At 63.3% G+C, this 21,872-nt stretch carries 26 protein-coding genes; all 26 read left to right on the top strand.

Features of this window, described 5'->3' with window-relative positions:
- The first annotated feature begins 141 nt into the window (after positions 1-141).
- The 26 genes from rpoB to rpmD all read left to right on the top strand — a co-directional run bounded on the left by rpoB (position 142) and on the right by rpmD (position 21,871).
- Positions 142-4,221, top strand: a complete 4,080-nt coding sequence (rpoB, locus tag I4484_RS18400) for a DNA-directed RNA polymerase subunit beta (protein WP_197448638.1) — start codon at positions 142-144, stop codon at positions 4,219-4,221.
- An 11-nt stretch (positions 4,222-4,232) separates the two neighbouring features.
- Positions 4,233-8,453, top strand: a complete 4,221-nt coding sequence (gene rpoC / locus I4484_RS18395) for a DNA-directed RNA polymerase subunit beta' (RefSeq protein WP_197448637.1) — start codon at positions 4,233-4,235, stop codon at positions 8,451-8,453.
- A 148-nt stretch (positions 8,454-8,601) separates the two neighbouring features.
- A complete protein-coding gene (gene rpsL / locus I4484_RS18390) occupies positions 8,602-8,976 on the top strand; it encodes a 30S ribosomal protein S12 (protein ID WP_010626462.1) in 375 nt (124 codons plus the stop codon).
- 112 nt (positions 8,977-9,088) lie between these two features.
- Positions 9,089-9,559 (top strand): 30S ribosomal protein S7, encoded by a 471-nt coding sequence (gene rpsG / locus I4484_RS18385; protein WP_159554817.1) that lies wholly within the window; start codon positions 9,089-9,091, stop codon positions 9,557-9,559.
- A gap of 60 nt (positions 9,560-9,619) precedes the next feature.
- Positions 9,620-11,740, top strand: coding sequence for an elongation factor G (gene fusA, locus I4484_RS18380; protein ID WP_197448636.1), 2,121 nt, complete (start codon positions 9,620-9,622; stop codon positions 11,738-11,740).
- 29 nt (positions 11,741-11,769) lie between these two features.
- Positions 11,770-12,963 carry an elongation factor Tu gene (gene tuf, locus I4484_RS18375; RefSeq protein ID WP_197448635.1) on the top strand — a complete coding sequence of 398 codons (1,194 nt, stop codon included), beginning with the start codon at positions 11,770-11,772 and terminating at the stop codon, positions 12,961-12,963.
- 164 nt (positions 12,964-13,127) lie between these two features.
- Positions 13,128-13,439, top strand: a complete 312-nt coding sequence (gene rpsJ, locus I4484_RS18370) for a 30S ribosomal protein S10 (protein WP_010626466.1) — start codon at positions 13,128-13,130, stop codon at positions 13,437-13,439.
- A 149-nt stretch (positions 13,440-13,588) separates the two neighbouring features.
- Positions 13,589-14,227: a 50S ribosomal protein L3 gene (gene rplC, locus I4484_RS18365; RefSeq protein ID WP_197448634.1), complete on the top strand. Its 639-nt coding sequence runs from the start codon at positions 13,589-13,591 to the stop codon at positions 14,225-14,227.
- 14 nt (positions 14,228-14,241) lie between these two features.
- On the top strand, positions 14,242-14,847 hold the full coding sequence (rplD, locus tag I4484_RS18360) for a 50S ribosomal protein L4 (protein ID WP_159554811.1): 606 nt from the start codon (positions 14,242-14,244) through the stop codon (positions 14,845-14,847).
- The gene (gene rplW / locus I4484_RS18355) at positions 14,844-15,140 is read left to right on the top strand and encodes a 50S ribosomal protein L23 (protein ID WP_010626469.1); all 297 of its coding nucleotides are present in this window, start codon (positions 14,844-14,846) and stop codon (positions 15,138-15,140) included. Before rplD ends, rplW begins: the two co-directional genes overlap by 4 nt.
- A 17-nt stretch (positions 15,141-15,157) precedes the next feature.
- Positions 15,158-15,985: a 50S ribosomal protein L2 gene (gene rplB / locus I4484_RS18350; protein ID WP_197448633.1), complete on the top strand. Its 828-nt coding sequence runs from the start codon at positions 15,158-15,160 to the stop codon at positions 15,983-15,985.
- Between the two features lie 22 nt (positions 15,986-16,007).
- Positions 16,008-16,283 carry a 30S ribosomal protein S19 gene (gene rpsS, locus I4484_RS18345; RefSeq protein ID WP_009098993.1) on the top strand — a complete coding sequence of 92 codons (276 nt, stop codon included), beginning with the start codon at positions 16,008-16,010 and terminating at the stop codon, positions 16,281-16,283.
- An 18-nt stretch (positions 16,284-16,301) separates the two neighbouring features.
- Positions 16,302-16,634 carry a 50S ribosomal protein L22 gene (gene rplV / locus I4484_RS18340; protein WP_097790618.1) on the top strand — a complete coding sequence of 111 codons (333 nt, stop codon included), beginning with the start codon at positions 16,302-16,304 and terminating at the stop codon, positions 16,632-16,634.
- An 11-nt stretch (positions 16,635-16,645) separates the two neighbouring features.
- Entirely contained in the window at positions 16,646-17,347 is a 702-nt protein-coding gene (rpsC, locus tag I4484_RS18335) for a 30S ribosomal protein S3 (protein WP_111413340.1), read from the top strand.
- Between the two features lie 15 nt (positions 17,348-17,362).
- Positions 17,363-17,776, top strand: coding sequence for a 50S ribosomal protein L16 (rplP, locus tag I4484_RS18330; protein ID WP_111413341.1), 414 nt, complete (start codon positions 17,363-17,365; stop codon positions 17,774-17,776).
- On the top strand, positions 17,776-17,967 hold the full coding sequence (gene rpmC / locus I4484_RS18325; RefSeq protein ID WP_010626474.1) for a 50S ribosomal protein L29: 192 nt from the start codon (positions 17,776-17,778) through the stop codon (positions 17,965-17,967). Before rplP ends, rpmC begins: the two co-directional genes overlap by 1 nt.
- Before the next feature lies 1 nt (position 17,968).
- Entirely contained in the window at positions 17,969-18,229 is a 261-nt protein-coding gene (rpsQ, locus tag I4484_RS18320; RefSeq protein ID WP_010626475.1) for a 30S ribosomal protein S17, read from the top strand.
- Between the two features lie 39 nt (positions 18,230-18,268).
- Positions 18,269-18,640 carry a 50S ribosomal protein L14 gene (gene rplN, locus I4484_RS18315; RefSeq protein WP_010626476.1) on the top strand — a complete coding sequence of 124 codons (372 nt, stop codon included), beginning with the start codon at positions 18,269-18,271 and terminating at the stop codon, positions 18,638-18,640.
- 14 nt (positions 18,641-18,654) lie between these two features.
- Entirely contained in the window at positions 18,655-18,972 is a 318-nt protein-coding gene (rplX, locus tag I4484_RS18310; protein WP_086507996.1) for a 50S ribosomal protein L24, read from the top strand.
- A gap of 18 nt (positions 18,973-18,990) precedes the next feature.
- Positions 18,991-19,530: a 50S ribosomal protein L5 gene (gene rplE / locus I4484_RS18305; RefSeq protein ID WP_111413343.1), complete on the top strand. Its 540-nt coding sequence runs from the start codon at positions 18,991-18,993 to the stop codon at positions 19,528-19,530.
- A 10-nt stretch (positions 19,531-19,540) separates the two neighbouring features.
- Positions 19,541-19,846: a 30S ribosomal protein S14 gene (gene rpsN / locus I4484_RS18300; RefSeq protein WP_167119216.1), complete on the top strand. Its 306-nt coding sequence runs from the start codon at positions 19,541-19,543 to the stop codon at positions 19,844-19,846.
- 32 nt (positions 19,847-19,878) lie between these two features.
- Positions 19,879-20,271, top strand: coding sequence for a 30S ribosomal protein S8 (gene rpsH, locus I4484_RS18295; RefSeq protein ID WP_197448632.1), 393 nt, complete (start codon positions 19,879-19,881; stop codon positions 20,269-20,271).
- 9 nt (positions 20,272-20,280) lie between these two features.
- Positions 20,281-20,811, top strand: a complete 531-nt coding sequence (gene rplF / locus I4484_RS18290) for a 50S ribosomal protein L6 (RefSeq protein ID WP_197448631.1) — start codon at positions 20,281-20,283, stop codon at positions 20,809-20,811.
- A gap of 9 nt (positions 20,812-20,820) precedes the next feature.
- Positions 20,821-21,171, top strand: a complete 351-nt coding sequence (gene rplR, locus I4484_RS18285; RefSeq protein ID WP_104205215.1) for a 50S ribosomal protein L18 — start codon at positions 20,821-20,823, stop codon at positions 21,169-21,171.
- Between the two features lie 11 nt (positions 21,172-21,182).
- Positions 21,183-21,683, top strand: a complete 501-nt coding sequence (gene rpsE / locus I4484_RS18280; RefSeq protein WP_010626483.1) for a 30S ribosomal protein S5 — start codon at positions 21,183-21,185, stop codon at positions 21,681-21,683.
- Positions 21,684-21,688: 5 nt separating this feature from the next.
- A complete protein-coding gene (gene rpmD / locus I4484_RS18275; RefSeq protein ID WP_010626484.1) occupies positions 21,689-21,871 on the top strand; it encodes a 50S ribosomal protein L30 in 183 nt (60 codons plus the stop codon).
- Position 21,872: the final 1 nt, after the last annotated feature.

Here is a 21,872-nt window from a genome sequence, read left to right as displayed (position 1 = left end):
CCTTGCTGACGCAGCGTCGCTAGCAGAATCCCGACGGCGAGCTACCCCTGTGGAGCTTGCCGTCAGCGCCTGGCGGGGAGGCCCGTCGGGCGGCGCCGACCACGCATCGGTCACCCATGGTGAACAAGCTGGGGAATACAGATGGCTTACTCATACACTGAGAAAAAACGCATCCGCAAGGATTTTGGCAAACTGCCCCAAGTGATGGATGTGCCCTACCTGCTGGCGATCCAGCTTGATTCCTACTACGACTTCCTCCAGCAGGACCGCTCCGCCGACGAGCGCCTCGAGGTGGGGCTGCACGCAGCGTTCAAGTCCGTGTTCCCGATCGAGAGCTTCTCCGGCAACGCCGCGCTCGAGTACGTCAGCTACCGCTTCGGCACCCCGGCCTTCGACGTCAAGGAGTGCCAGCTGCGTGGTGTGACCTACTCCGCGCCCCTGCGGGTCAAGGTTCGCTTGATCATCTATGATCGCGACTCCTCGAACAAGGCCATCAAGGACATCAAGGAGCAGGAAGTCTACATGGGGGAGATCCCCCTGATGACCGAGAACGGCACCTTCGTGGTCAACGGCACCGAGCGCGTCATCGTCTCCCAGTTGCACCGCTCGCCGGGCGTGTTCTTCGATCATGACAAGGGCAAGAGCCACTCCTCCGGCAAGCTGCTCTATTCCGCCCGCGTGATCCCTTACCGCGGCTCCTGGCTCGACTTCGAGTTCGACCCCAAGGACAACGTCTTCGTGCGCATCGACCGTCGCCGCAAGCTGCCGGCCACGGTGCTGCTGCGTGCGCTGGGCATGAGCGCCGAGGAGATCCTCGACGAGTTCTTCGATACCAGCACCTTCCACATCGAGAAGAGCGGCTTCTCCGTGGAGCTGGTACCGTCGCGCCTGCGTGGCGAGACCGCCACCTTCGACATCAAGGATGCCGACGGCAACCTGATCGTCGAGGAAGGGCGGCGCATCACCCAGAAGCATATCCGTCAGCTGGAGAAGGCCGGCCTCGAGCGCCTCGAGGTGCCGATGGACTACCTGTTCGGCAAGACCCTGGCCAAGGATCAGGTCGATGTCGGCACCGGCGAGCTGATCTGCCCCTGCAACAGCGTGATCACGCCCGAGTTGCTCGAGAAGCTCGGGCAGGCGGGCATCACCAAGCTCGAGACGCTCTACACCAACGATCTCGACTGCGGCCCGTTCATCTCCGAGACCCTGCGCCTGGATACCACCGGCTCGCAGCTCGAGGCGCTGGTCGAGATCTACCGCATGATGCGCCCCGGCGAGCCGCCGACCAAGGAGGCCGCCGAGACGCTGTTCCACAACCTGTTCTTCACCGAGGACCGCTACGACCTCTCCGGCGTCGGTCGCATGAAGTTCAATCGCCGCCTGCGCCGTGAAGGCGACACCGGCTCCGGTGTGCTCGACAACCGCGACATCCTCGACGTGCTCAAGGAACTGATCTACATCCGCAACGGCTTCGGCGAAGTCGACGATATCGATCACCTGGGCAACCGCCGTATCCGCTGCGTCGGCGAGATGGCCGAGAACCAGTTCCGCGTGGGCTTGGTGCGCGTCGAGCGTGCCGTCAAGGAACGCCTCTCCATGGCCGAGAGCGAAGGCCTGATGCCGCAGGACCTGATCAACGCCAAGCCGGTGGCGGCGGCGGTCAAGGAGTTCTTCGGCTCGAGCCAGCTATCGCAGTTCATGGACCAGAACAACCCGCTCTCCGAGGTCACCCACAAGCGCCGCGTCTCCGCGCTCGGCCCGGGCGGCCTGACCCGCGAGCGGGCAGGCTTCGAGGTGCGCGACGTTCACGCTACGCACTACGGCCGACTGTGTCCGATCGAGACCCCGGAAGGCCCGAACATCGGCCTGATCAACTCGCTGGCCACTTACAGCCACACCAACAGCTACGGCTTCCTCGAGACGCCCTACCGAAAGGTGGTGGATCGCCAGGTGACCGACGAGGTGGTACACCTCTCGGCCATCGAGGAGGGTGACTTCGTCATCGCCCAGGCCTCGGCCAGCGTCGACGAGTCGGGCAAGCTGGTCGACGACCTGGTACAGGTGCGTCACAAGGGCGAGACCACCTTCATGCGTCCCGAGCAGGTGACGCTGATGGACGTGTCGCCGCGCCAGGTCGTCTCCGTGGCGGCCGCGCTGATCCCGTTCCTCGAGCACGACGACGCCAACCGCGCCCTGATGGGCTCGAACATGCAGCGTCAGGCGGTGCCGACGCTGCGTGCCGAGAAGCCGCTGGTGGGTACCGGCATGGAGCGCTTCGTCGCCCGTGATTCCGGCGTGTGCGCCGTGGCGCGCCGTGGCGGGGTGATCGACTCGGTCGACGCCAAGCGTATCGTGGTGCGCATCAATGAGGACGAGATCATCGGCGGCGAAGCCGGCGTCGATATCTACAACCTCACCAAGTACGTGCGCTCCAACCAGAACACCTGCATGAACCAGCGTCCCATCGTGCGCCCCGGCGACGTCGTGGCACGCGGCGACATCCTGGCCGACGGCCCCTCCGTCGACATGGGCGATCTGGCCCTGGGCCAGAACATGCGCATCGCCTTCATGCCCTGGAACGGCTACAACTTCGAGGACTCGATCCTGCTCTCGGAGCGGGTGGTGCAGGAAGACCGCTTCACCACCATCCACATCCAGGAGCTGACCTGCGTCTCGCGCGACACCAAGCTGGGGCCGGAGGAGATCACCTCCGACATCCCCAACGTCGGCGAGTCGGCGCTCTCCAAGCTGGATGAGGCCGGTGTGGTCTACATCGGCGCCGAGGTCGGCCCGGGTGACATCCTGGTGGGCAAGGTCACGCCCAAGGGCGAGACCCAGCTGACGCCGGAAGAGAAGCTGCTGCGGGCGATCTTCGGCGAGAAGGCGTCCGACGTGAAGGACACCTCGCTGCGCGCGCCGACCGGCATGAAGGGTACGGTCATCGATGTTCAGGTGTTCACACGCGACGGCGTGGAGAAGGACTCGCGGGCGCTTGCCATCGAGCAGATGCAGCTCGACGAGGTGCGCAAGGACCTGCAGGAGACCTACCGCATTGCCGAGGACGCCACCTTCGAGCGCCTCAAGCGCACGCTCTCCGGTCAGCCGGTCAACGGCGGTCCCAAGCTGAAGAAGGGCGACGTGCTCTCCGACAGCTATCTTGAGGAACTGCCGCGCCAGCAGTGGTTCAAGCTGCGCCTGCAGGACGAGTCGCTCAATGAGCTGCTGGCCCAGGCCGACGAGCAGCTCGAGAACCGCCGCAAGGAGATGGAGGAGCGCTTCGAGGACAAGAAGCGCAAGCTGACCCAGGGCGACGACCTGGCGCCGGGCGTGCTCAAGATCGTCAAGGTCTACATGGCGGTCAAGCGTCGCATCCAGCCGGGCGACAAGATGGCCGGCCGTCACGGCAACAAGGGCGTCATCTCGGCGATCATGCCGGTCGAGGACATGCCCTTCGACGACAACGGCGTGTCGGTGGACATCGTCCTCAACCCGCTGGGCGTGCCATCGCGGATGAACGTGGGTCAGATCCTCGAGACCCACCTGGGCCTCGCCGCCCAGGGCCTCGGGGTCAAGATCGACGCCATGCTGCGCGATGCCCGTGCCCAGCAGGTGGCCGAGATCCGCGAATTCCTGGGGCAGGTCTACAACACCACCACCGGAACGCGGGTGGAGGATCTCGATTCGCTCTCCGACGACGAGATCATCGCTCTGGCCAAGAACCTGCGTGGCGGCGTGCCGATGGCCTCGCCGGTGTTCGACGGTGCCGCCGAGGGTGAGATCAAGCACCTGCTGCGCCTGGCCGACCTGCCGGACTCCGGCCAGATGACCCTGTACGACGGGCGTACCGGTGACGCCTTCGACCGCCCGGTGACGGTGGGCTACATGTACATGCTCAAGCTCAACCACCTGGTGGACGACAAGATGCACGCCCGTTCCACTGGCTCCTACTCGCTCGTCACCCAGCAGCCGCTGGGCGGCAAGGCGCAGTTCGGCGGCCAGCGTTTCGGCGAGATGGAGGTGTGGGCGCTGGAGGCCTACGGTGCCGCCTACACCCTCCAGGAGATGCTCACGGTGAAGTCCGACGACGTGGAAGGTCGCACCAAGATGTACAAGAGCATTGTCGACGGCGACCACACCATGCATGCCGGCATGCCGGAATCCTTCAACGTACTGGTGAAGGAAATCCGTTCGCTGGGCATCGATATCGAGTTAGAGAGCTAGGAGCCGACTCCATGAAAGATTTGGTGAAAGTCCTCAAATCGCAGTCACAGTCCGAAGAGTTCGACGCGATCAAGATCTCGCTCGCCTCGCCGGACATGATTCGCTCCTGGTCCTATGGCGAGGTCAAGAAGCCCGAGACCATCAACTACCGTACCTTCAAGCCGGAGCGGGACGGCCTGTTCTGCGCCAAGATCTTCGGTCCGGTGAAGGACTACGAGTGCCTGTGCGGCAAGTACAAGCGCATGAAGCACCGCGGCATCATCTGTGAGAAGTGCGGCGTCGAGGTGACCAAGGCCGCCGTGCGCCGCGAGCGCATGGGCCACATCGAGCTGGCCTCGCCGGTCGCTCACATCTGGTTCCTCAAGTCGCTGCCGTCGCGCATCGGCATGTTCCTCGACATGACCCTGCGCGACATCGAGCGGGTGCTCTACTTCGAGAGCTTCGTGGTGATCGATCCGGGCATGACCACGCTGGAGCGCGGTCAGTTGCTCAACGACGAGCAGTACTTCGAGGCCCTCGAGGAGTTCGGCGACGACTTCGACGCGCGCATGGGCGCCGAGGCGATCCAGGCGCTGCTCAAGGACATCGACCTCTCCGAGGAGGTCGATCGCCTGCGCGAGGAGATCCCGCAAACCAACTCCGAGACCAAGATCAAGAAGCTCTCCAAGCGGCTCAAGCTGCTGGAGGCCTTCCTCAACTCCGGCAACGACCCGGCGTGGATGGTCATGGAGGTGCTGCCGGTGCTGCCACCGGACCTGCGTCCGCTGGTGCCGCTCGACGGCGGCCGCTTCGCGACCTCGGATCTCAACGATCTGTACCGTCGGGTGATCAACCGTAACAACCGCCTCAAGCGGCTGCTCGACCTCAACGCGCCGGACATCATCGTGCGCAACGAGAAGCGCATGCTGCAGGAGGCGGTCGATGCGCTGCTCGACAACGGTCGTCGCGGTCGCGCCATCACCGGCTCCAACAAGCGCCCGCTGAAGTCGCTGGCCGACATGATCAAGGGCAAGCAGGGGCGCTTCCGCCAGAACCTGCTGGGCAAGCGCGTCGACTACTCCGGTCGTTCGGTGATCACCGTCGGCCCGACCCTGCGCCTGCACCAGTGCGGCCTGCCCAAGAAGATGGCGCTGGAGCTGTTCAAGCCGTTCATCTACTCCAAGCTGCAGGCCAACGGCCAGGCCTCCACCATCAAGGCCGCCAAGAAGATGGTCGAGCGCGAGCTGCCCGAGGTGTGGGACATCCTTGCCGATGTCATCCGCGAGCACCCGGTGCTGCTCAACCGTGCGCCGACTCTGCACCGCCTGGGCATCCAGGCCTTCGAGCCGCTGCTGATCGAGGGCAAGGCGATCCAGCTGCACCCGCTGGTGTGTGCCGCCTACAACGCCGACTTCGACGGCGACCAGATGGCGGTACACGTGCCGCTGACGCTGGAAGCCCAGCTCGAGGCGCGGGCGCTGATGATGGCCACCAACAACGTGCTGTCGCCGGCCAACGGGGATCCGATCATCGTGCCGTCCCAGGACGTGGTGCTGGGCCTGTACTACATGACCCGCGAGAAGATCAACGCCAAGGGCGAGGGCATGGTGTTCTCCGGCCTCAACGAGGTCGAGCGCGCCTTCGGCACCCAGAGCGTGTCGCTGCACGCGCGGGTCAAGGTGCGCCTGACCGAGGTGCTGGTCGACGAGGAGACCGGCGAGCGCAGCACCGCGCGGACCCTCTACGACACCACCGTGGGCCGCGCCATGCTGTTCCGCATCCTGCCCGACGGGGTGCCGTTCGAGCTGGTCGATCAGCCGATGAAGAAGAAGGCGATCTCCAAGCTGCTCAACGAGGTGTACCGCCGTGCCGGCCTCAAGCCGACGGTGATCTTCGCTGACCAGCTGATGTACACCGGTTTCCGCATGGCGACCTGGTCGGGCGCCTCCATCGGCGTCAACGACTTCGTCATCCCCGAGGCCAAGACCGAGATCGTCGAGGCGGCCGAGGCCGAGGTCAAGGAGATCGAGGACCAGTTCTCCTCCGGCCTCGTCACCGCCGGCGAGAAGTACAACAAGGTCATCGACATCTGGTCCAAGGCCAACGACAAGGTGGCCAAGGCGATGATGGCGGGTATCTCCAAGGAGACCGTGGTCGACCGCCAGGGCAACGAGGTAGAGCAGGACTCGTTCAACAGCGTGTTCATCATGGCCGATTCCGGGGCGCGTGGTAGCGCCGCCCAGATCCGCCAGCTGGCGGGCATGCGCGGCCTGATGGCCAAGCCGGACGGCTCGATCATCGAGACGCCGATCGTGGCCAACTTCCGCGAAGGTCTGAACGTCCTGCAGTACTTCATCTCGACCCACGGCGCGCGGAAGGGGCTGGCGGACACGGCGCTCAAGACCGCCAACTCCGGTTACCTGACCCGTCGTCTGGTCGACGTGGCCCAGGACATGGTAATCACCGAGACCGACTGCGGCACCGAGCAGGGCCTGACTCTGCACCCGGTCATCGAGGGCGGCGACATCATCGTCTCGCTGGCCCAGCGCGTGCTGGGTCGCGTGGTGGCCCAGGACGTCATCGATCCCAGCACCGACGAGGTGCTGATCGAGAAGGGCACCCTGCTCGACGAGGTCTGGTGCGAGCGTCTCGACACCATGGGCGTCGACGAGATCGTGGTGCGCAGCGCGATCACCTGCGAGTCGACCCACGGCGTCTGCTCCTCCTGCTACGGTCGCGACCTGGCGCGGGGCCATCAGGTCAACATCGGCGAGGCGGTGGGGGTGATTGCCGCCCAGTCGATCGGCGAGCCGGGCACCCAGCTGACCATGCGGACCTTCCACATCGGTGGTGCGGCATCGCGCGCCTCGGCGGTGGATAGCGTCCAGGTCAAGCACGGCGGTCGCGTGCGTCTGCACAACATGAAGTTCGTCGAGCGCAACGACGGCAAGCTGGTGGTGGTCTCCCGCTCCAGCGCGCTGGCGGTGGCCGACGAGCACGGTCGCGAGCGCGAGTACTACAAGCTGCCCTACGGTGCCGAGCTGTCGATCAAGGACGGCGAGGCGGTCGAGGCCGGCCAGATGGTCGCCAAGTGGGATCCGCACACCCACCCGATCATCGCCGAGATGGAGGGCAAGGTGCAGTACGTCGACATGGTCGACGGCGTCACCATCCACCGCAGCGTGGACGAAATGACCGGCCTCTCCTCCATCGAGGTGATCGAGTCCGCGGCGCGGCCGCAGGCCGGCCGCGACAGCCGCCCGATGATCCTGCTCACCGACGAGAGCGGCGAGCCGGTCAGCGTGGCGGGTTCCAACACCCCGGTGCAGTACCTGCTGCCGGGCAAGGCGATCGTCTCGGTCGATAATGGCGCCCAGATCGGTATCGGCGAAATCGTCGCGCGTATTCCGGTGGAAGCGTCCGGCAACAAGGACATCACCGGCGGTCTGCCCCGCGTGGCCGACCTGTTCGAGGCGCGCAAGCCCAAGGAACCGGCCATCCTGGCCGAGGTCAGCGGTACGATCAGCTTCGGCAAGGAGACCAAGGGCAAGCGTCGCCTGACGATCACGCCCGACGACGGCAGCGATCCGTTCGAAATGCTGATTCCGAAGTGGCGTCAGATTGCCGTCTTCGAAGGCGAGACGGTGGAGAAGGGCGAAGTGATCTCCGACGGCCCGAGCAACCCGCACGACATCCTGCGGCTGCTGGGCGTGGCGGAGCTGGCCAAGTACATCACCGCCGAGATCCAGGAGGTCTATCGTCTCCAGGGCGTGGGCATCAACGACAAGCACATCGAGGTGATCGTGCGTCAGATGCTGCGCAAGGTGGAGATCACCGACTCCGGCGACTCCGAGTTCATCCCCGGCGACCAGGTCGAGCTGGTCAAGGTGCTCGAGGAGAACGGCCGCCTGGAGCAGGCCGAGAAGTTCCCGGCCAAGTACCAGCGCGTGCTGCTGGGTATCACCAAGGCCAGCCTGGCCACCGAGTCGTTCATCTCCGCGGCCTCCTTCCAGGAGACCACGCGGGTGCTGACCGAGGCGGCGGTGACCGGCAAGCGCGACTACCTGCGCGGCCTGAAGGAGAACGTGGTGGTCGGTCGCCTGATCCCGGCGGGAACGGGGCTGGCTCACCACCAGGAGCGTCGCCGCAAGCGGGAAGATACCGAGCGTCTGCTCCACCCGTCGGCCTTCGACGTCGAGCAGGAGCTGGGTGCCCAGCTCACTGCGCTCGATTCGGACGACGACGAGCTGTAAGCGGGAAGGGGCGTCGGGCGGCGAAGGGCTGGCCCAATCGCTTGACGCCTTACCCCGTTAGACCTTAGAATTCGCAGCCTTTAATAGTGGGGTGGGTGCGCCCGCGTCCACGAAAAGGCAAGGCAACCATTGGAGTCAGCTACACAACATGGCAACGATCAACCAGCTCGTGCGCAAGCCGCGCAAGCGCCCCGCCGCCAAGAGCGACGTGCCGGCGCTGCAGGCCTGCCCACAAAAGCGCGGTGTCTGCACCCGCGTCTACACCACCACTCCGAAGAAGCCGAACTCGGCCCTGCGTAAGGTCTGCCGCGTGCGCCTGACCAACGGGTTCGAAGTGTCGTCCTATATCGGCGGTGAGGGTCACAACCTTCAGGAACACTCCGTTGTGCTGATCCGCGGCGGTCGTGTCAAGGACTTGCCGGGTGTGCGTTACCACACCGTGCGCGGCGCCCTCGATACCTCCGGCGTGCAGAATCGTAAGCAGGGTCGTTCCAAGTACGGTACCAAGCGTCCGAAGTCCTGATCGGCATCGGTGCGTCAATAGGATTAATTTCGGTCTGATAAGAGTAAGGCCGGGCGTCGCCTAAGCGAGAGTCCCGGGTTTGCCTGAAAGACCCTTCGATAGAGGGCTTGTCATGCCTAGAAGAAGAGTTGTTGCCAAGCGCGAGATCCTGCCGGATCCCAAGTTCGGAAGCGAGCGCCTGGCCAAGTTCATGAACCACCTGATGGTCAGCGGCAAGAAGTCCACAGCTGAGCGTATCGTCTACGGTGCGCTGGACACGGTTGCCGAGCGTAGCAAGGAAGAGCCGCTGGACATCTTCGACCGCGCGCTGGAAGCCATCCAGCCGATGGTCGAGGTCAAGTCCCGCCGCGTCGGCGGTGCGACCTATCAGGTGCCGGTAGAGGTTCGCCCCTCGCGCCGCCAGGCGCTGGCCATGCGCTGGCTGGTGGACGCGGCGCGCAAGCGCGGTGAGAAGACCATGGTGCAGCGTCTCGCTGGCGAGATGCTCGATGCCGCCGAAGGCAAGGGCTCAGCGGTCAAGAAGCGTGAAGACGTGCATCGCATGGCCGAGGCCAACAAGGCGTTCTCGCACTACCGTTTCTAAGTGCAGCGTTTCTAAGTGCAGCGCTTCTGAACGCATCGCCAATCAACGGGGAGTTCCACCGTGGCTCGCAAGACTCCACTCAACCGCTATCGCAACATCGGCATCGTCGCCCACGTCGATGCCGGCAAGACCACCACGACCGAGCGTGTCCTGTTCTACACCGGTCTCTCCCACAAGGTGGGTGAAGTCCATGACGGCGCGGCCACCATGGACTGGATGGAGCAGGAGCAGGAGCGTGGCATCACCATCACCTCCGCGGCGACCACCTGCTTCTGGCAGGGCATGAACAAGCAGTTCGACGAGCACCGCATCAACATCATCGACACCCCGGGGCACGTCGACTTCACCATCGAGGTGGAGCGCTCCCTGCGCGTGCTCGACGGTGCCGTCGTGGTGCTGTGCGGCTCGTCCGGCGTGCAGCCGCAGACCGAGACCGTGTGGCGCCAGGCCAACAAGTACGAAGTGCCGCGCATGGTGTTCGTCAACAAGATGGACCGTACCGGCGCCGACTTCTTCATGGTCGTCGATCAGCTCAAGAAGCGCCTGAATGCCAATGCCGTGCCGATCCAGATCAACTGGGGCACCGAGGAGGAGTTCAAGGGCGTCATCGACCTGATCCAGATGAAGGCCATCCTGTGGGATGAGGAAAGCCTCGGCATGAACTACGAGCTGGTCGACATTCCGGCCGAGCTCCAGGAGACCGCCGAGGAGTACCGCGAGCAGATGGTCGAGGCCGCTGCCGAAGCCTCCGAAGAGCTGATGGACAAGTACCTCGAAGAGGGTGAGCTCTCCATCGAGGAGATCAAGGCCGGCCTGCGTCGCCGTACCCTGGACAACGAGATCGTGCTGGTCACCTGCGGCTCGGCGTTCAAGAACAAGGGCGTGCAGGCCGTACTCGACGGTGTCATCGAGTACATGCCGTCGCCCACCGAGGTCAAGGCCATCGAGGGTGAGCTGGACGACAAGGACGGCACCATCGAGACCCGCGAGGCGGACGACGATGCGCCCTTCGCCGCGCTGGCGTTCAAGATCGCCACCGACCCCTTCGTCGGCACCCTGACCTTTATTCGCGTCTACTCCGGCGTGCTCAACTCCGGCGACAGCGTGTTCAACTCGGTCAAGCAGAAGAAGGAGCGCGTCGGCCGTATCGTGCAGATGCACGCCAACTCGCGCGAAGAGATCAAGGAAGTGCGCGCCGGTGACATCGCCGCCTGTATCGGCCTGAAGGACGTCACCACCGGTGACACCCTGTGCGACCTCGAGCACAAGATCATCCTCGAGCGCATGGAGTTCCCGGATCCGGTGATCTCCGTGGCCGTGGAGCCGAAGTCCAAGGCCGACCAGGAGAAGATGGGCGTGGCGCTGGGCAAGCTGGCCCAGGAGGACCCGTCGTTCCGCGTCAAGACCGACGAGGAGACCGGCCAGACCATCATCTCCGGCATGGGCGAGCTGCACCTGGACATCATCGTCGACCGCATGCGTCGCGAGTTCAAGGTCGAAGCCAATATCGGCAAGCCGCAGGTCGCCTACCGCGAAACCATTCGCGGCAAGGTCGAGCAGGAAGGCAAGTTCGTACGTCAGTCCGGCGGTCGTGGCCAGTACGGTCATGTCTGGCTGCGTATCGAGCCGCTCACCGAGGCGGACAAGGAAGGCGACGAAGACATGCACTTCAAGTTCGCTTCCGAGATCGTCGGCGGTGTGGTACCCAAGGAGTACGTGGGTGCCGTCGAGAAAGGGGCCTACGAGCAGCTGCAGAACGGCGTCATCGCGGGCTACCCGATGATCGACGTCAAGGTCACGCTGTACGATGGTTCCTACCATGACGTGGACTCGAACGAGAACGCGTTCAAGGTCGCCTCTTCCATGGCAGTCAAGGAAGGGGCCCGCAAGGCCAAGGCCGTGCTGCTGGAGCCGGTGATGAGGGTCGAAGTCGTGACGCCCGAGGACTTCATGGGTGACGTCATGGGCGACCTGAACCGTCGCCGTGGTCTGGTGCAGGGCATGGATGACTCTTCCTCCGGCAAGGTCATCCGCGCGATGGTGCCTCTGGGCGAGATGTTCGGTTATGCGACCGATCTGCGTTCTCAGACCCAGGGTCGTGCGAGCTACACTATGGAGTTCGCGAGCTACGAAGAGGCGCCCTCCAGCATCGTTGAAGCCGTCATCAACCAGAAAGGCTAACCGCTAGCAAACGTAAAGAGGTTATCGAAGTGGCTAAGGAAAAATTCGAACGTTCCAAACCGCACGTCAACGTCGGCACCATCGGTCACGTCGACCACGGCAAGACCACTCTGACTGCGGCCCTGACTCGCGTTTCTGCTGAGGTCTTCGGCGGTGAATGGCGTCAGTTCGACTCCATCGACAACGCGCCGGAAGAGCGTGAGCGTGGTATCACCATCGCCACCTCTCACGTCGAGTACCAGTCCGAGAAGCGTCATTACGCGCACGTCGATTGCCCGGGGCACGCCGACTACGTCAAGAACATGATCACCGGTGCTGCGCAGATGGACGGCGCCATCCTGGTCTGTTCCGCTGCCGACGGCCCCATGCCGCAGACCCGCGAGCACATCCTGCTGTCGCGTCAGGTCGGCGTGCCGTACATCGTCGTGTTCCTGAACAAGGCCGACATGGTCGACGATGAGGAGTTGCTCGAGCTGGTCGAGATGGAAGTTCGCGAACTGCTCAACGAGTACGACTTCCCGGGCGACGACACGCCGATCATCACCGGTTCCGCGCTGATGGCGCTGAACGGCGAAGACGAGAACGGCATGGGCACCACCGCCGTTGCCAACCTGATCAAGGCGCTGGACGACTACATCCCGGAGCCGGAGCGTGCCATCGATCAGCCGTTCCTGATGCCGATCGAGGACGTGTTCTCCATCTCCGGTCGCGGTACCGTGGTCACCGGTCGTATCGAGCGCGGCATCATCAAGGCCGGCGAGGAAGTCGAGATCGTCGGTATCAAGGACACCACCAAGACCACCGTCACCGGTGTCGAGATGTTCCGCAAGCTGCTCGACGAAGGTCGTGCCGGTGAGAACGTCGGCGCCCTGCTGCGTGGCACCAAGCGTGACGAGGTCGAGCGTGGCCAGGTGCTGGCCAAGCCGGGCACCATCACGCCGCACACCGTCTTCGAAGCCGAAGTCTACGTGCTGTCCAAGGAAGAGGGTGGTCGTCACACCCCGTTCTTCAAGGGCTACCGTCCGCAGTTCTACTTCCGTACCACCGACGTGACCGGTACCTGTGAGCTGCCGGAAGGCGTCGAGATGGTCATGCCGGGCGACAACGTCCAGATGGTCGTGACCCTGATCGCCCCGATCGCCATGGACGAAGGTCTGCGTTTCGCCATCCGCGAAGGCGGCCGCACCGTCGGCGCCGGCGTCGTGGCCAAGATCGTCAAGTAAGCCCTGGGCTTCTGATCGATCGAAGGGGGCTCCGCAAGGAGCCCCCTTTCTGCGCACCTTGGGCAGAGTGTTTGACTCTCGCCCTCGGCGTGCATATAATGCGCATCCTTTGAATGCGTGGGTAGGCGGCAGCCGTCGTCGACATCCATTGGAGTTTAGGGCAAATGCAGAACCAGAAGATTCGCATTCGGTTGAAGGCTTTCGACCATCGCCTGATCGACCAGTCCGCCGCGGAGATCGTTGATACCGCCAAGCGTACTGGCGCCCAGGTGCGCGGTCCGATCCCGTTGCCGACCAATCGTGAGCGTTACACCGTGCTGATCTCGCCGCACGTCAACAAGGATGCGCGTGACCAGTACGAGATCCGCACCCACAAGCGCGTGCTCGATATCGTCGAGCCGACCGAAAAGACCGTCGATGCGCTGATGAAGCTCGACCTCGCCGCCGGCGTGGACGTGCAGATCAAGCTCGACTAACCACACTAGACACCGCGGCCCAGCGCTCCTCCGAACGAGTGGGAGCAGCAGCCGCCACGCCGTGATGGCGTCACACAACGTGCTAGTGGAATGCTCTGGAAAGGGCAGCCATAGCGGGTGATAGCCCCGTACACTAAAGGAGACTGAGAATGACTATCGGTTTGGTCGGTAGAAAGGCCGGTATGACCCGTGTCTTTACCGAAGATGGCGCCTCCGTGCCCGTAACCGTGATCGAGGTTGAGCCGAATCGCGTCACCAGCGTCAAGACCGTCGAATCCGACGGCTACGCGGCGATTCAGGTCACAACCGGCTCCCGCAAGGCCAAGCACCTCACCAAGGCGCAGGCAGGTCAGTACGCCAAGGCAGGTATCGAGGCCGGTCGTTCACTGATGGAGTTCCGTGTCGCAGAAGGCGATGAGACTCCGGAAGTGGGCGGCGAACTCACCGTATCCCTCTTCGAAGCTGGTCAGAAGGTCGACGTGACCGGCACCTCCAAGGGCAAGGGCTTCCAGGGCGCGGTCAAGCGCTGGAACTTCCGTACCCAGGATGCCACCCACGGCAACTCCCTGTCGCATCGTGCGCCGGGTTCCATCGGTATGTGTCAGACCCCGGGTCGCGTGTTCAAGGGCAAGAAGATGGCCGGTCAGATGGGCAATGTCCGCTGCACCGTTCAGAGCCTTGAAGTCGTGCGGGTCGATGCCGAGCGCAACCTGCTGCTGATCAAGGGCGCCGTGCCCGGTGCTACCGGCAGCGACGTCATCGTTCGCAGCGCCGTCAAAGCTGGCTGAAGGGGATAGAACCGATGAATCTGAATCTTGCTGCAGGCGCGGGTACTGTCGAAGTCGCCGACGCCACCTTTGGCAAAGAATTCAACGAGGCGCTGGTTCACCAGGTCGTCACCGCCTATCTGGCCGGTGGTCGGCAGGGAACTCGCGCCCAGAAGACCCGTTCCGACGTGCGCGGCGGTGGCAAGAAGCCGTGGCGTCAGAAGGGCACCGGCCGCGCTCGCGCCGGTACCATCCGCTCGCCGCTGTGGCGCAGCGGTGGCGTGACCTTCGCGGCGCGTCCGCAGGACCACTCGCAGAAGGTCAACCGCAAGATGTATCGCGCCGCGATGCGCTCCATCCTGTCCGAACTGGTGCGCCAGGAGCGCCTGGTCGCCATCGACGAGTTCACCGTCGATGCCCCCAAGACCAAGCAGCTGGTCGCCAAGCTGGGTGAGCTGGGCCTGGAGAAGGCGCTGATCGTCACCGAAGAGGTCGACGAGAAGCTCTATCTGGCCGCCCGCAACATCCCCAACGTGGATGTGGTGGATGTGGCTGCCGCCGATCCGGTGAGCCTGATCGCCTTCGACAAGGTGCTGGTCACCGTCTCTGCTCTGCGTAAATTCGAGGAGAAGCTGGCATGAACCAGGAGCGCGTATTCAAGGTTCTGCTCGGTCCGCACGTGACCGAGAAGGCCGCTTTCGCCGCCGAGCGCAACCAGTATGTGTTCAAGGTGGCCAGCGACGCGACCAAGCCGGAAATCAAGCAGGCCGTGCAGGTGCTGTTTGGCAAGAAGGTCGATCGTGTCCAGGTGCTGAACATGAAGGGCAAGACCAAGCGCAGTGCGCACGGTCTGGGCCGTCGTCAGGGCTACCGCAAGGCCTACGTGACCCTGGCGGCTGGTGAGACGCTCGAAGACTTCACTGGCGCCGAATAAGGGCAGGAGTACGGATCATGGCAATCGTCAAGACAAAACCCACATCCGCCGGTCGTCGCCACCTGGTCAAGGTCGTCAACGACGAGCTGCACAAGGGCAAGCCCTATGCGCCGCTGCTCGAGAAGCAGTCGCGCAGCGGCGGGCGTAACAACAACGGCCGCATCACCACCCGTCACGTGGGCGGTGGTCACCGTCAGCACTACCGGCTGATCGATTTCAAGCGCACCAAGGATGGCGTTCCTGCCGTCGTCGAGCGCCTTGAGTACGATCCCAACCGCAGCGCCCACATCGCGCTGCTGAAGTACCTGGACGGCGAGCGTCGCTACATCATCGCGCCCAAGGGCGTGAGTGCCGGCGACCGTCTCGAGTCCGGCGTGAATGCGGCGATCAAGAAGGGCAACACCCTTCCGCTGCGCAACATCCCGCTGGGTTCCACCGTTCACTGCATCGAGCTCAAGCCCGGCAAGGGCGCGCAGCTGGCTCGCAGCGCCGGTACCAGTGCCCAGCTGGTCGCCCGTGAAGGCAGCTATGCCACCCTGCGTCTGCGCTCCGGCGAGATGCGCAAGGTGCTGGCCGACTGCCGTGCGACCTTGGGAGAAGTGAGCAACTCTGAGCACAGCCTGCGTCAACTTGGCAAGGCCGGTGCGAAGCGCTGGAGAGGCGTGCGTCCGACCGTTCGCGGTGTGGCCATGAACCCGGTGGATCACCCGCATGGTGGCGGTGAAGGCCGCACCAGCGGTGGTCGTCATCCGGTCACGCCGTGGGGTGTGCCCACCAAGGGCCACAAGACCCGCAAGAACAAGCGCACCGACGCGCTGATCGTTCGCCGCCGCAAGGCCAAGTAACAGACATTAAGGGGTAACGGCTGTGCCACGTTCACTGAAGAAAGGTCCTTTTATCGACCTTCATCTGCTGAAGAAGGTTGAGGCTGCAGTGGAGAAGAACGACCGCAAACCGATCAAGACCTGGTCGCGTCGTTCCATGATCCTGCCGAACATGGTTGGGCTCACCATTGCTGTCCATAACGGTCGCCAACACGTCCCGGTGCACGTCTCCGAGGAAATGGTTGGCCACAAGCTGGGCGAATTCGCTGCCACCCGCACCTATCGCGGCCATGCGGCGGACAAGAAAGCCAAACGGTAAGCCAGAGAGGATTGAGAGATGGAAGTCACAGCTAAGCTGCGTGGCGCTCGTTTATCCGCCCAGAAGGCCCGTTTGGTGGCTGACCAGGTGCGCGGTAAGCCTGTCGCCGAGGCGCTCGACCTGCTGACCTTCTCACCGAAGAAGGCTGCCAAGCTGGTCAAGAAAGTGCTGCAGTCCGCCATCGCGAATGCGGAAGAAAACAACGGCATGGATATCGACGAGCTGCGTGTCTCGACCATCTGCGTCGATGAGGGCATGACGCTCAAGCGCATCCGTCCGCGCGCCAAGGGCCGTGCGGATCGCATCCTGAAGCGCACCTGCCACATCACCGTCAAGGTAGCCGAGAAGTAGGAGTCGACCAGATGGGTCAGAAAGTCAATCCGACAGGTATTCGGCTGGGTATCGTCAAGGACCACTCCTCGGTGTGGTATGCCGAGCGCGGTGCCTATGCCGACAAGCTGAACAACGATCTCGAAGTGCGTCGCTTCCTCGAGGAGCGTCTGAAGAACGCCTCCGTGAGCAAGATCACTATCGAGCGTCCGGCGAACAACGCCCGCATCACCATTCACACTGCCCGTCCGGGCATCGTGATCGGCAAGAAGGGCGAGGACGTCGACAAGCTGCGTCGCGACGTTACCGCGATGATGGGCGTGCCGGTGCACGTCAACATCGAGGAAGTGCGCAAGCCGGAGCTGGACGCCAAGCTCGTCGCGCAGAACATCGCCGGCCAGCTCGAGCGTCGTGTCATGTTCCGTCGCGCCATGAAGCGCGCGGTGCAGAACGCCATGCGCCTCGGCGCCGGCGGCATCAAGGTGCAGCTCTCCGGTCGCCTCGGCGGCGCGGAAATCGCCCGCACCGAATGGTACCGGGAAGGTCGCGTGCCGCTGCACACCCTGCGTGCGGACATCGACTACGCCACCTACGAGGCCAAGACCACCTACGGCATCATCGGTGTCAAGGTGTGGGTCTTCAAGGGTGAAATCCTCGGGGGCATCGAAGAGGTCCGCGCCAAGGCCAAGCAACAGCCGCAGGCCGCGCCCTCCAAGAAGAAAGGTTCCAGGTAAGGGGAGAGCGAGTCGATGTTACAGCCCAAGCGCATGAAATTCCGCAAGATGCAGAAAGGTCGCAACCGTGGCCTGGCGCATCGCGGAAGCAAGATCAGCTTCGGGGAGTACGGCCTGAAGGCAACCGGTCGCGGCCGCATCACGGCGCGCCAGATCGAAGCCGGCCGCCGTGCGATCACCCGTCACGTCAAGCGTGGCGGCAAGATCTGGATCCGCGTGTTCCCCGACAAGCCGATTTCCAAGAAGCCGCTCGAAGTCCGTATGGGTAAGGGCAAGGGCTCCGTCGAGTACTGGGTCGCACAGATCCAGCCGGGCCGGGTCCTGTACGAAATCGAAGGCGTGTCCGAAGAGCTGGCTCGTGAGGCCTTCTCCCTGGCTGCGCAGAAGATGCCCGTGTCCACCACCTTTGTGAAACGGACGGTGATGTGATGAAAGCCCAGGAAATTCGTGAAAAGTCAGTCGAGCAGCTCCAGGAGCAGCTCTTCGAACTCCTCCGCGAGCAGTTCAACCTGCGCATGCAGAAGGCCACCGGCCAGCTCAGCCAGACTCATCTGCTCAAGCAGGTTCGTCGGGACATCGCCCGGGTGAAGACTGTGCTCAACGAGAAGGCAGGTGACTGAGATGGCCGAAGAAAAGAAAGCCCGTACGCTCACCGGCAAGGTGGTGAGCGACAAGATGGACAAGTCCATCGTCGTCATGATCGAGCGTCGCGAGCGGCACCCGATCTATGGCAAGTACGTCAAGCGCTCCACCAAGCTGCACGCCCATGACGAGGCGAACCAGGCCAAGGCCGGTGACACGGTGTCCATCCAGGAATGCCGTCCGCTGTCCAAGAAGAAGGCCTGGACGCTGGTCGAGGTGATCGAGCAGGCCAGGGGCTGAGCTCGGCGAGAGCAGTCAGATTAGGTTTGGAGAAAACCGATGATTCAGACTCAGACAATGCTGGATGTCGCCGACAACAGCGGAGCGCGCCGGGTGCAGTGCATCAAGGTGCTTGGCGGCTCGCACCGTCGCTACGCGCGTGTCGGTGACATCATCAAGGTCACGGTGAAGGAAGCCATTCCGCGTGGCAAGGTCAAGAAAGGCCAGGTCCTCAAGGCGGTAGTGGTTCGCACCCGCAGCGGAGTCCGTCGTTCCGACGGTTCGCTGATCCGCTTCGACGGAAATGCGGCGGTTCTGTTGAACAACACCAACGAACAGCCGATCGGTACCCGTATCTTCGGGCCGGTGACCCGTGAGCTTCGTACCGAGAAGTTCATGAAGATCATTTCCCTGGCGCCCGAAGTGCTGTAAGGAGCGAGGCGGATATGCAAAAGATCAAACGTGACGATGAAGTAATCGTCATCGCCGGCAAGGACAAGGGCAAGCGTGGCACCGTCAAGCGCGTCCTCAAGGACGAACGCTTCGTCGTGTCCGGTGTGAACATGATCAAGCGTCACACCAAGCCCAACCCCATGGCGGGCAATCAGGGCGGTATCGTCGAGCGCGAGGCTCCGATTCACGCGTCCAACGTGGCGATCTTCAACTCGGAGACCGGTAAGGCGGATCGCGTCGGCTTCCAGGTTAAGGAAGACGGTACCAAGGTACGTATCTACAAGTCGACGCAGACGCAGATCGACGCCTAACGCGAGTCGGGTAGCAAAATGGCGAACTTGAAAGAACGTTATCAGAACGAGGTGGTGGCTCAGCTCAAAGAGCAGTTCAGCTACGCCAACGTGATGCAGGTGCCGCGGATCACCAAGGTGACCCTCAACATGGGCATCGGTGACGCGACCAGCGACAAGAAGCTGATCGAGAATGCCATCGGCGACCTGGAGAAGCTCTCCGGTCAGAAGCCGTTGGTGACCAAGGCGCGCAAGTCCATCGCGGGCTTCAAGGTGCGCGAAGGTTGGCCGATCGGTATCAAGGTGACCCTGCGCGCCGAGCGCATGTGGGAATTCCTCGATCGCCTGGTCAACATCGCGATTCCCCGCGTACGTGACTTCCGTGGTCTCAACCCGAAGTCCTTCGACGGTCGCGGCAACTACTCCATGGGTGTGCGTGAGCAGATCATCTTCCCCGAGATCGAATATGATAAGATCGATCGGATTCGTGGGCTGGATGTCACCATCACCACTACTGCCAACACCGACGAGGAAGGTCGTGCGCTGCTGAGCGCGCTGAACTTCCCGTTCAAGAAATAAGGGTGGGATCATGGCAAAGAAGAGCATGATTGAACGCGAGCTCAAGCGCACCAAGCTGGTCGAGAAGTATGCGGCCCGCCGCGCCGAGCTCAAGGCGATCATCCAGAACGTGAACACTTCCGACGAAGAGCGCTTCGAGGCGACGCTGAAGCTGCAGCAGTTGCCGCGCGACTCCAGCCCGGTGCGTCAGCGTAACCGCTGCCGGATCACCGGCCGTCCGCACGGCTACTACAACAAGTTCGGCCTCGGCCGTAACAAGCTGCGTGAAGCCGCTATGCGTGGCGAGGTCCCTGGGCTGAAGAAGTCCAGCTGGTAAGCCGCCACGGAAACATCAGGAGCGCAATGTAAATGAGCATGCAAGACACTCTGGCGGATATGTTCACCCGTATCCGCAATGCGCAGCTGGCCACCAAGGAGACGGTCACCATGCCGTCCTCCAAGCTCAAGGTCGAGGTGGCCCGCGTATTGAAGGAAGAGGGCTATATCACCGACTTCGCGGTCGCTGAAGGCACCAAGCCCGAGCTGAGCGTGACCCTCAAGTACTTCGAGGGCAAGCCGGTCATCGAGCACCTGCAGCGGGTATCCAAGCCGTCCCTGCGCCAGTACAAGGGCAAGGATGCACTGCCCAAGGTGGCGGACGGCATGGGTGTGGCGATCGTCACCACCTCCCAGGGCGTGATGACCGACCGTGCCGCTCGCCAGGCGGGCGTCGGTGGCGAAGTCATCTGCACCGTATTCTAGGAGTCTGGAATGTCCCGCGTAGCCAAATATCCGGTTAAAGTGCCTGCCGGCGTCGACGTCAAGCTCGACGGCGACCAGCTGACCGTCAAGGGCAGCCAGGGCACGCTGTCCATGACCGTTCACCCGGACGTGGCCATCGCCCAGGAAGAGGGTCAACTGACCTTCAACCCGAGCGAGAGCGCCAAGTCCTGGGCCATGGTCGGCACCACTCGTGCTCTGGTCCAGAACCTGGTCACCGGCGTCTCCGAGGGCTTCACCAAGACCCTCGAAATCGTTGGCGTCGGCTATCGTGCCCAGGCAAGTGGCCAGACGCTGAATCTGTCACTGGGCTTCTCCCACCCGGTCGAGTATTCCCTGCCTGAGGGTGTCTCCGCGGAAACGCCGAAGAACACCGTCATCGTGCTGAAGAGCGCGGACAAGCAGAAGCTGGGCCAGGTCGCCGCCGAGGTTCGTGCCTTCCGTCCGCCCGAGCCCTACAAGGGTAAGGGTGTGCGGTACGCCGACGAGCAGGTGCGTCGTAAAGAAGCCAAGAAGAAGTAAGGCAGGGTTATGAACGCGAAGAAAGAATCTCGTCTCCGTCGTGCCCGCCGCGCTCGCGCCAAGATGCGCGAGCTGGGCGTGTATCGCCTGTGCGTCAACCGTACCCCGCGTCACATCTACGCGCAGATCATCTCGCCGGATGGTGGCAAGGTGCTGGCCAGCGCTTCCACGCTGGACAAGGACCTGCGCGAGGGAGCGACCGGCAACGCCGACGCCGCCGCCAAGGTCGGTGCGCTGATTGCCGAACGCGCCAAGCAGGCTGGCATCACCCAGGTGGCCTTCGATCGTGCCGGTTACAAGTACCACGGTCGCGTGAAGGCCCTGGCCGACGCCGCACGTGAAGGCGGCCTGGAATTCTAAAGGGTTTTACGATGGCGAAGAACGAACAGAACACCGGCGACCTGCAGGAAAAGCTCGTGCAGGTCAACCGTGTCGCCAAGGTGGTCAAGGGTGGCCGTATTTTCGGTTTCACCGCTCTGACCGTCGTCGGCGACGGCAATGGTCGTGTCGGCTTCGGTCGCGGCAAGGCGCGTGAAGTGCCGGTCGCGATCCAGAAGGCCATGGACCAGGCGCGCCGCAACATGGTCAAGGTGAGCCTCAAGGGCCACACCCTGCAGTACCCGGTCAAGGCCCGTCACGGTGCCTCCAAGGTGTACATGCAGCCGGCCTCCGAAGGTACCGGGATCATCGCCGGCGGCGCCATGCGCTCCGTGCTCGAGCTGGCCGGCGTCCACGACGTCCTGGCCAAGTGCTACGGCTCCACCAATCCGGTCAACGTGGTGCGCGCGACCGTCAAGGGTCTCGCCTCCATGCAGTCGCCGGAAGACATCGCCGCCAAGCGCGGTCTGTCTGTCGAAGCGATCACGGGGTAAATACCATGGCAGCCACACTCAAGGTTACCCAGATCCGTAGCACCATCGGCACACTGCCCAAGCACAAGGCCACCATGAAGGGCCTGGGGCTGCGCCGCATCGGTCATACGGTCGAGCTGGAAGACACCCCTGCCGTGCGCGGCATGATCCACAAGGTCAACTACCTTGTGCGGGTAGAGGGAGAGTAAT

This window comes from Halomonas sp. SS10-MC5 (assembly GCF_015992245.1).
Classification (GTDB): Bacteria; Pseudomonadota; Gammaproteobacteria; order Pseudomonadales; family Halomonadaceae; genus Halomonas; species Halomonas sulfidoxydans.
The sequence above is the reverse complement of the archived record's forward strand: the minus strand, read 5'-3'. Positions and strand labels throughout refer to the sequence as shown.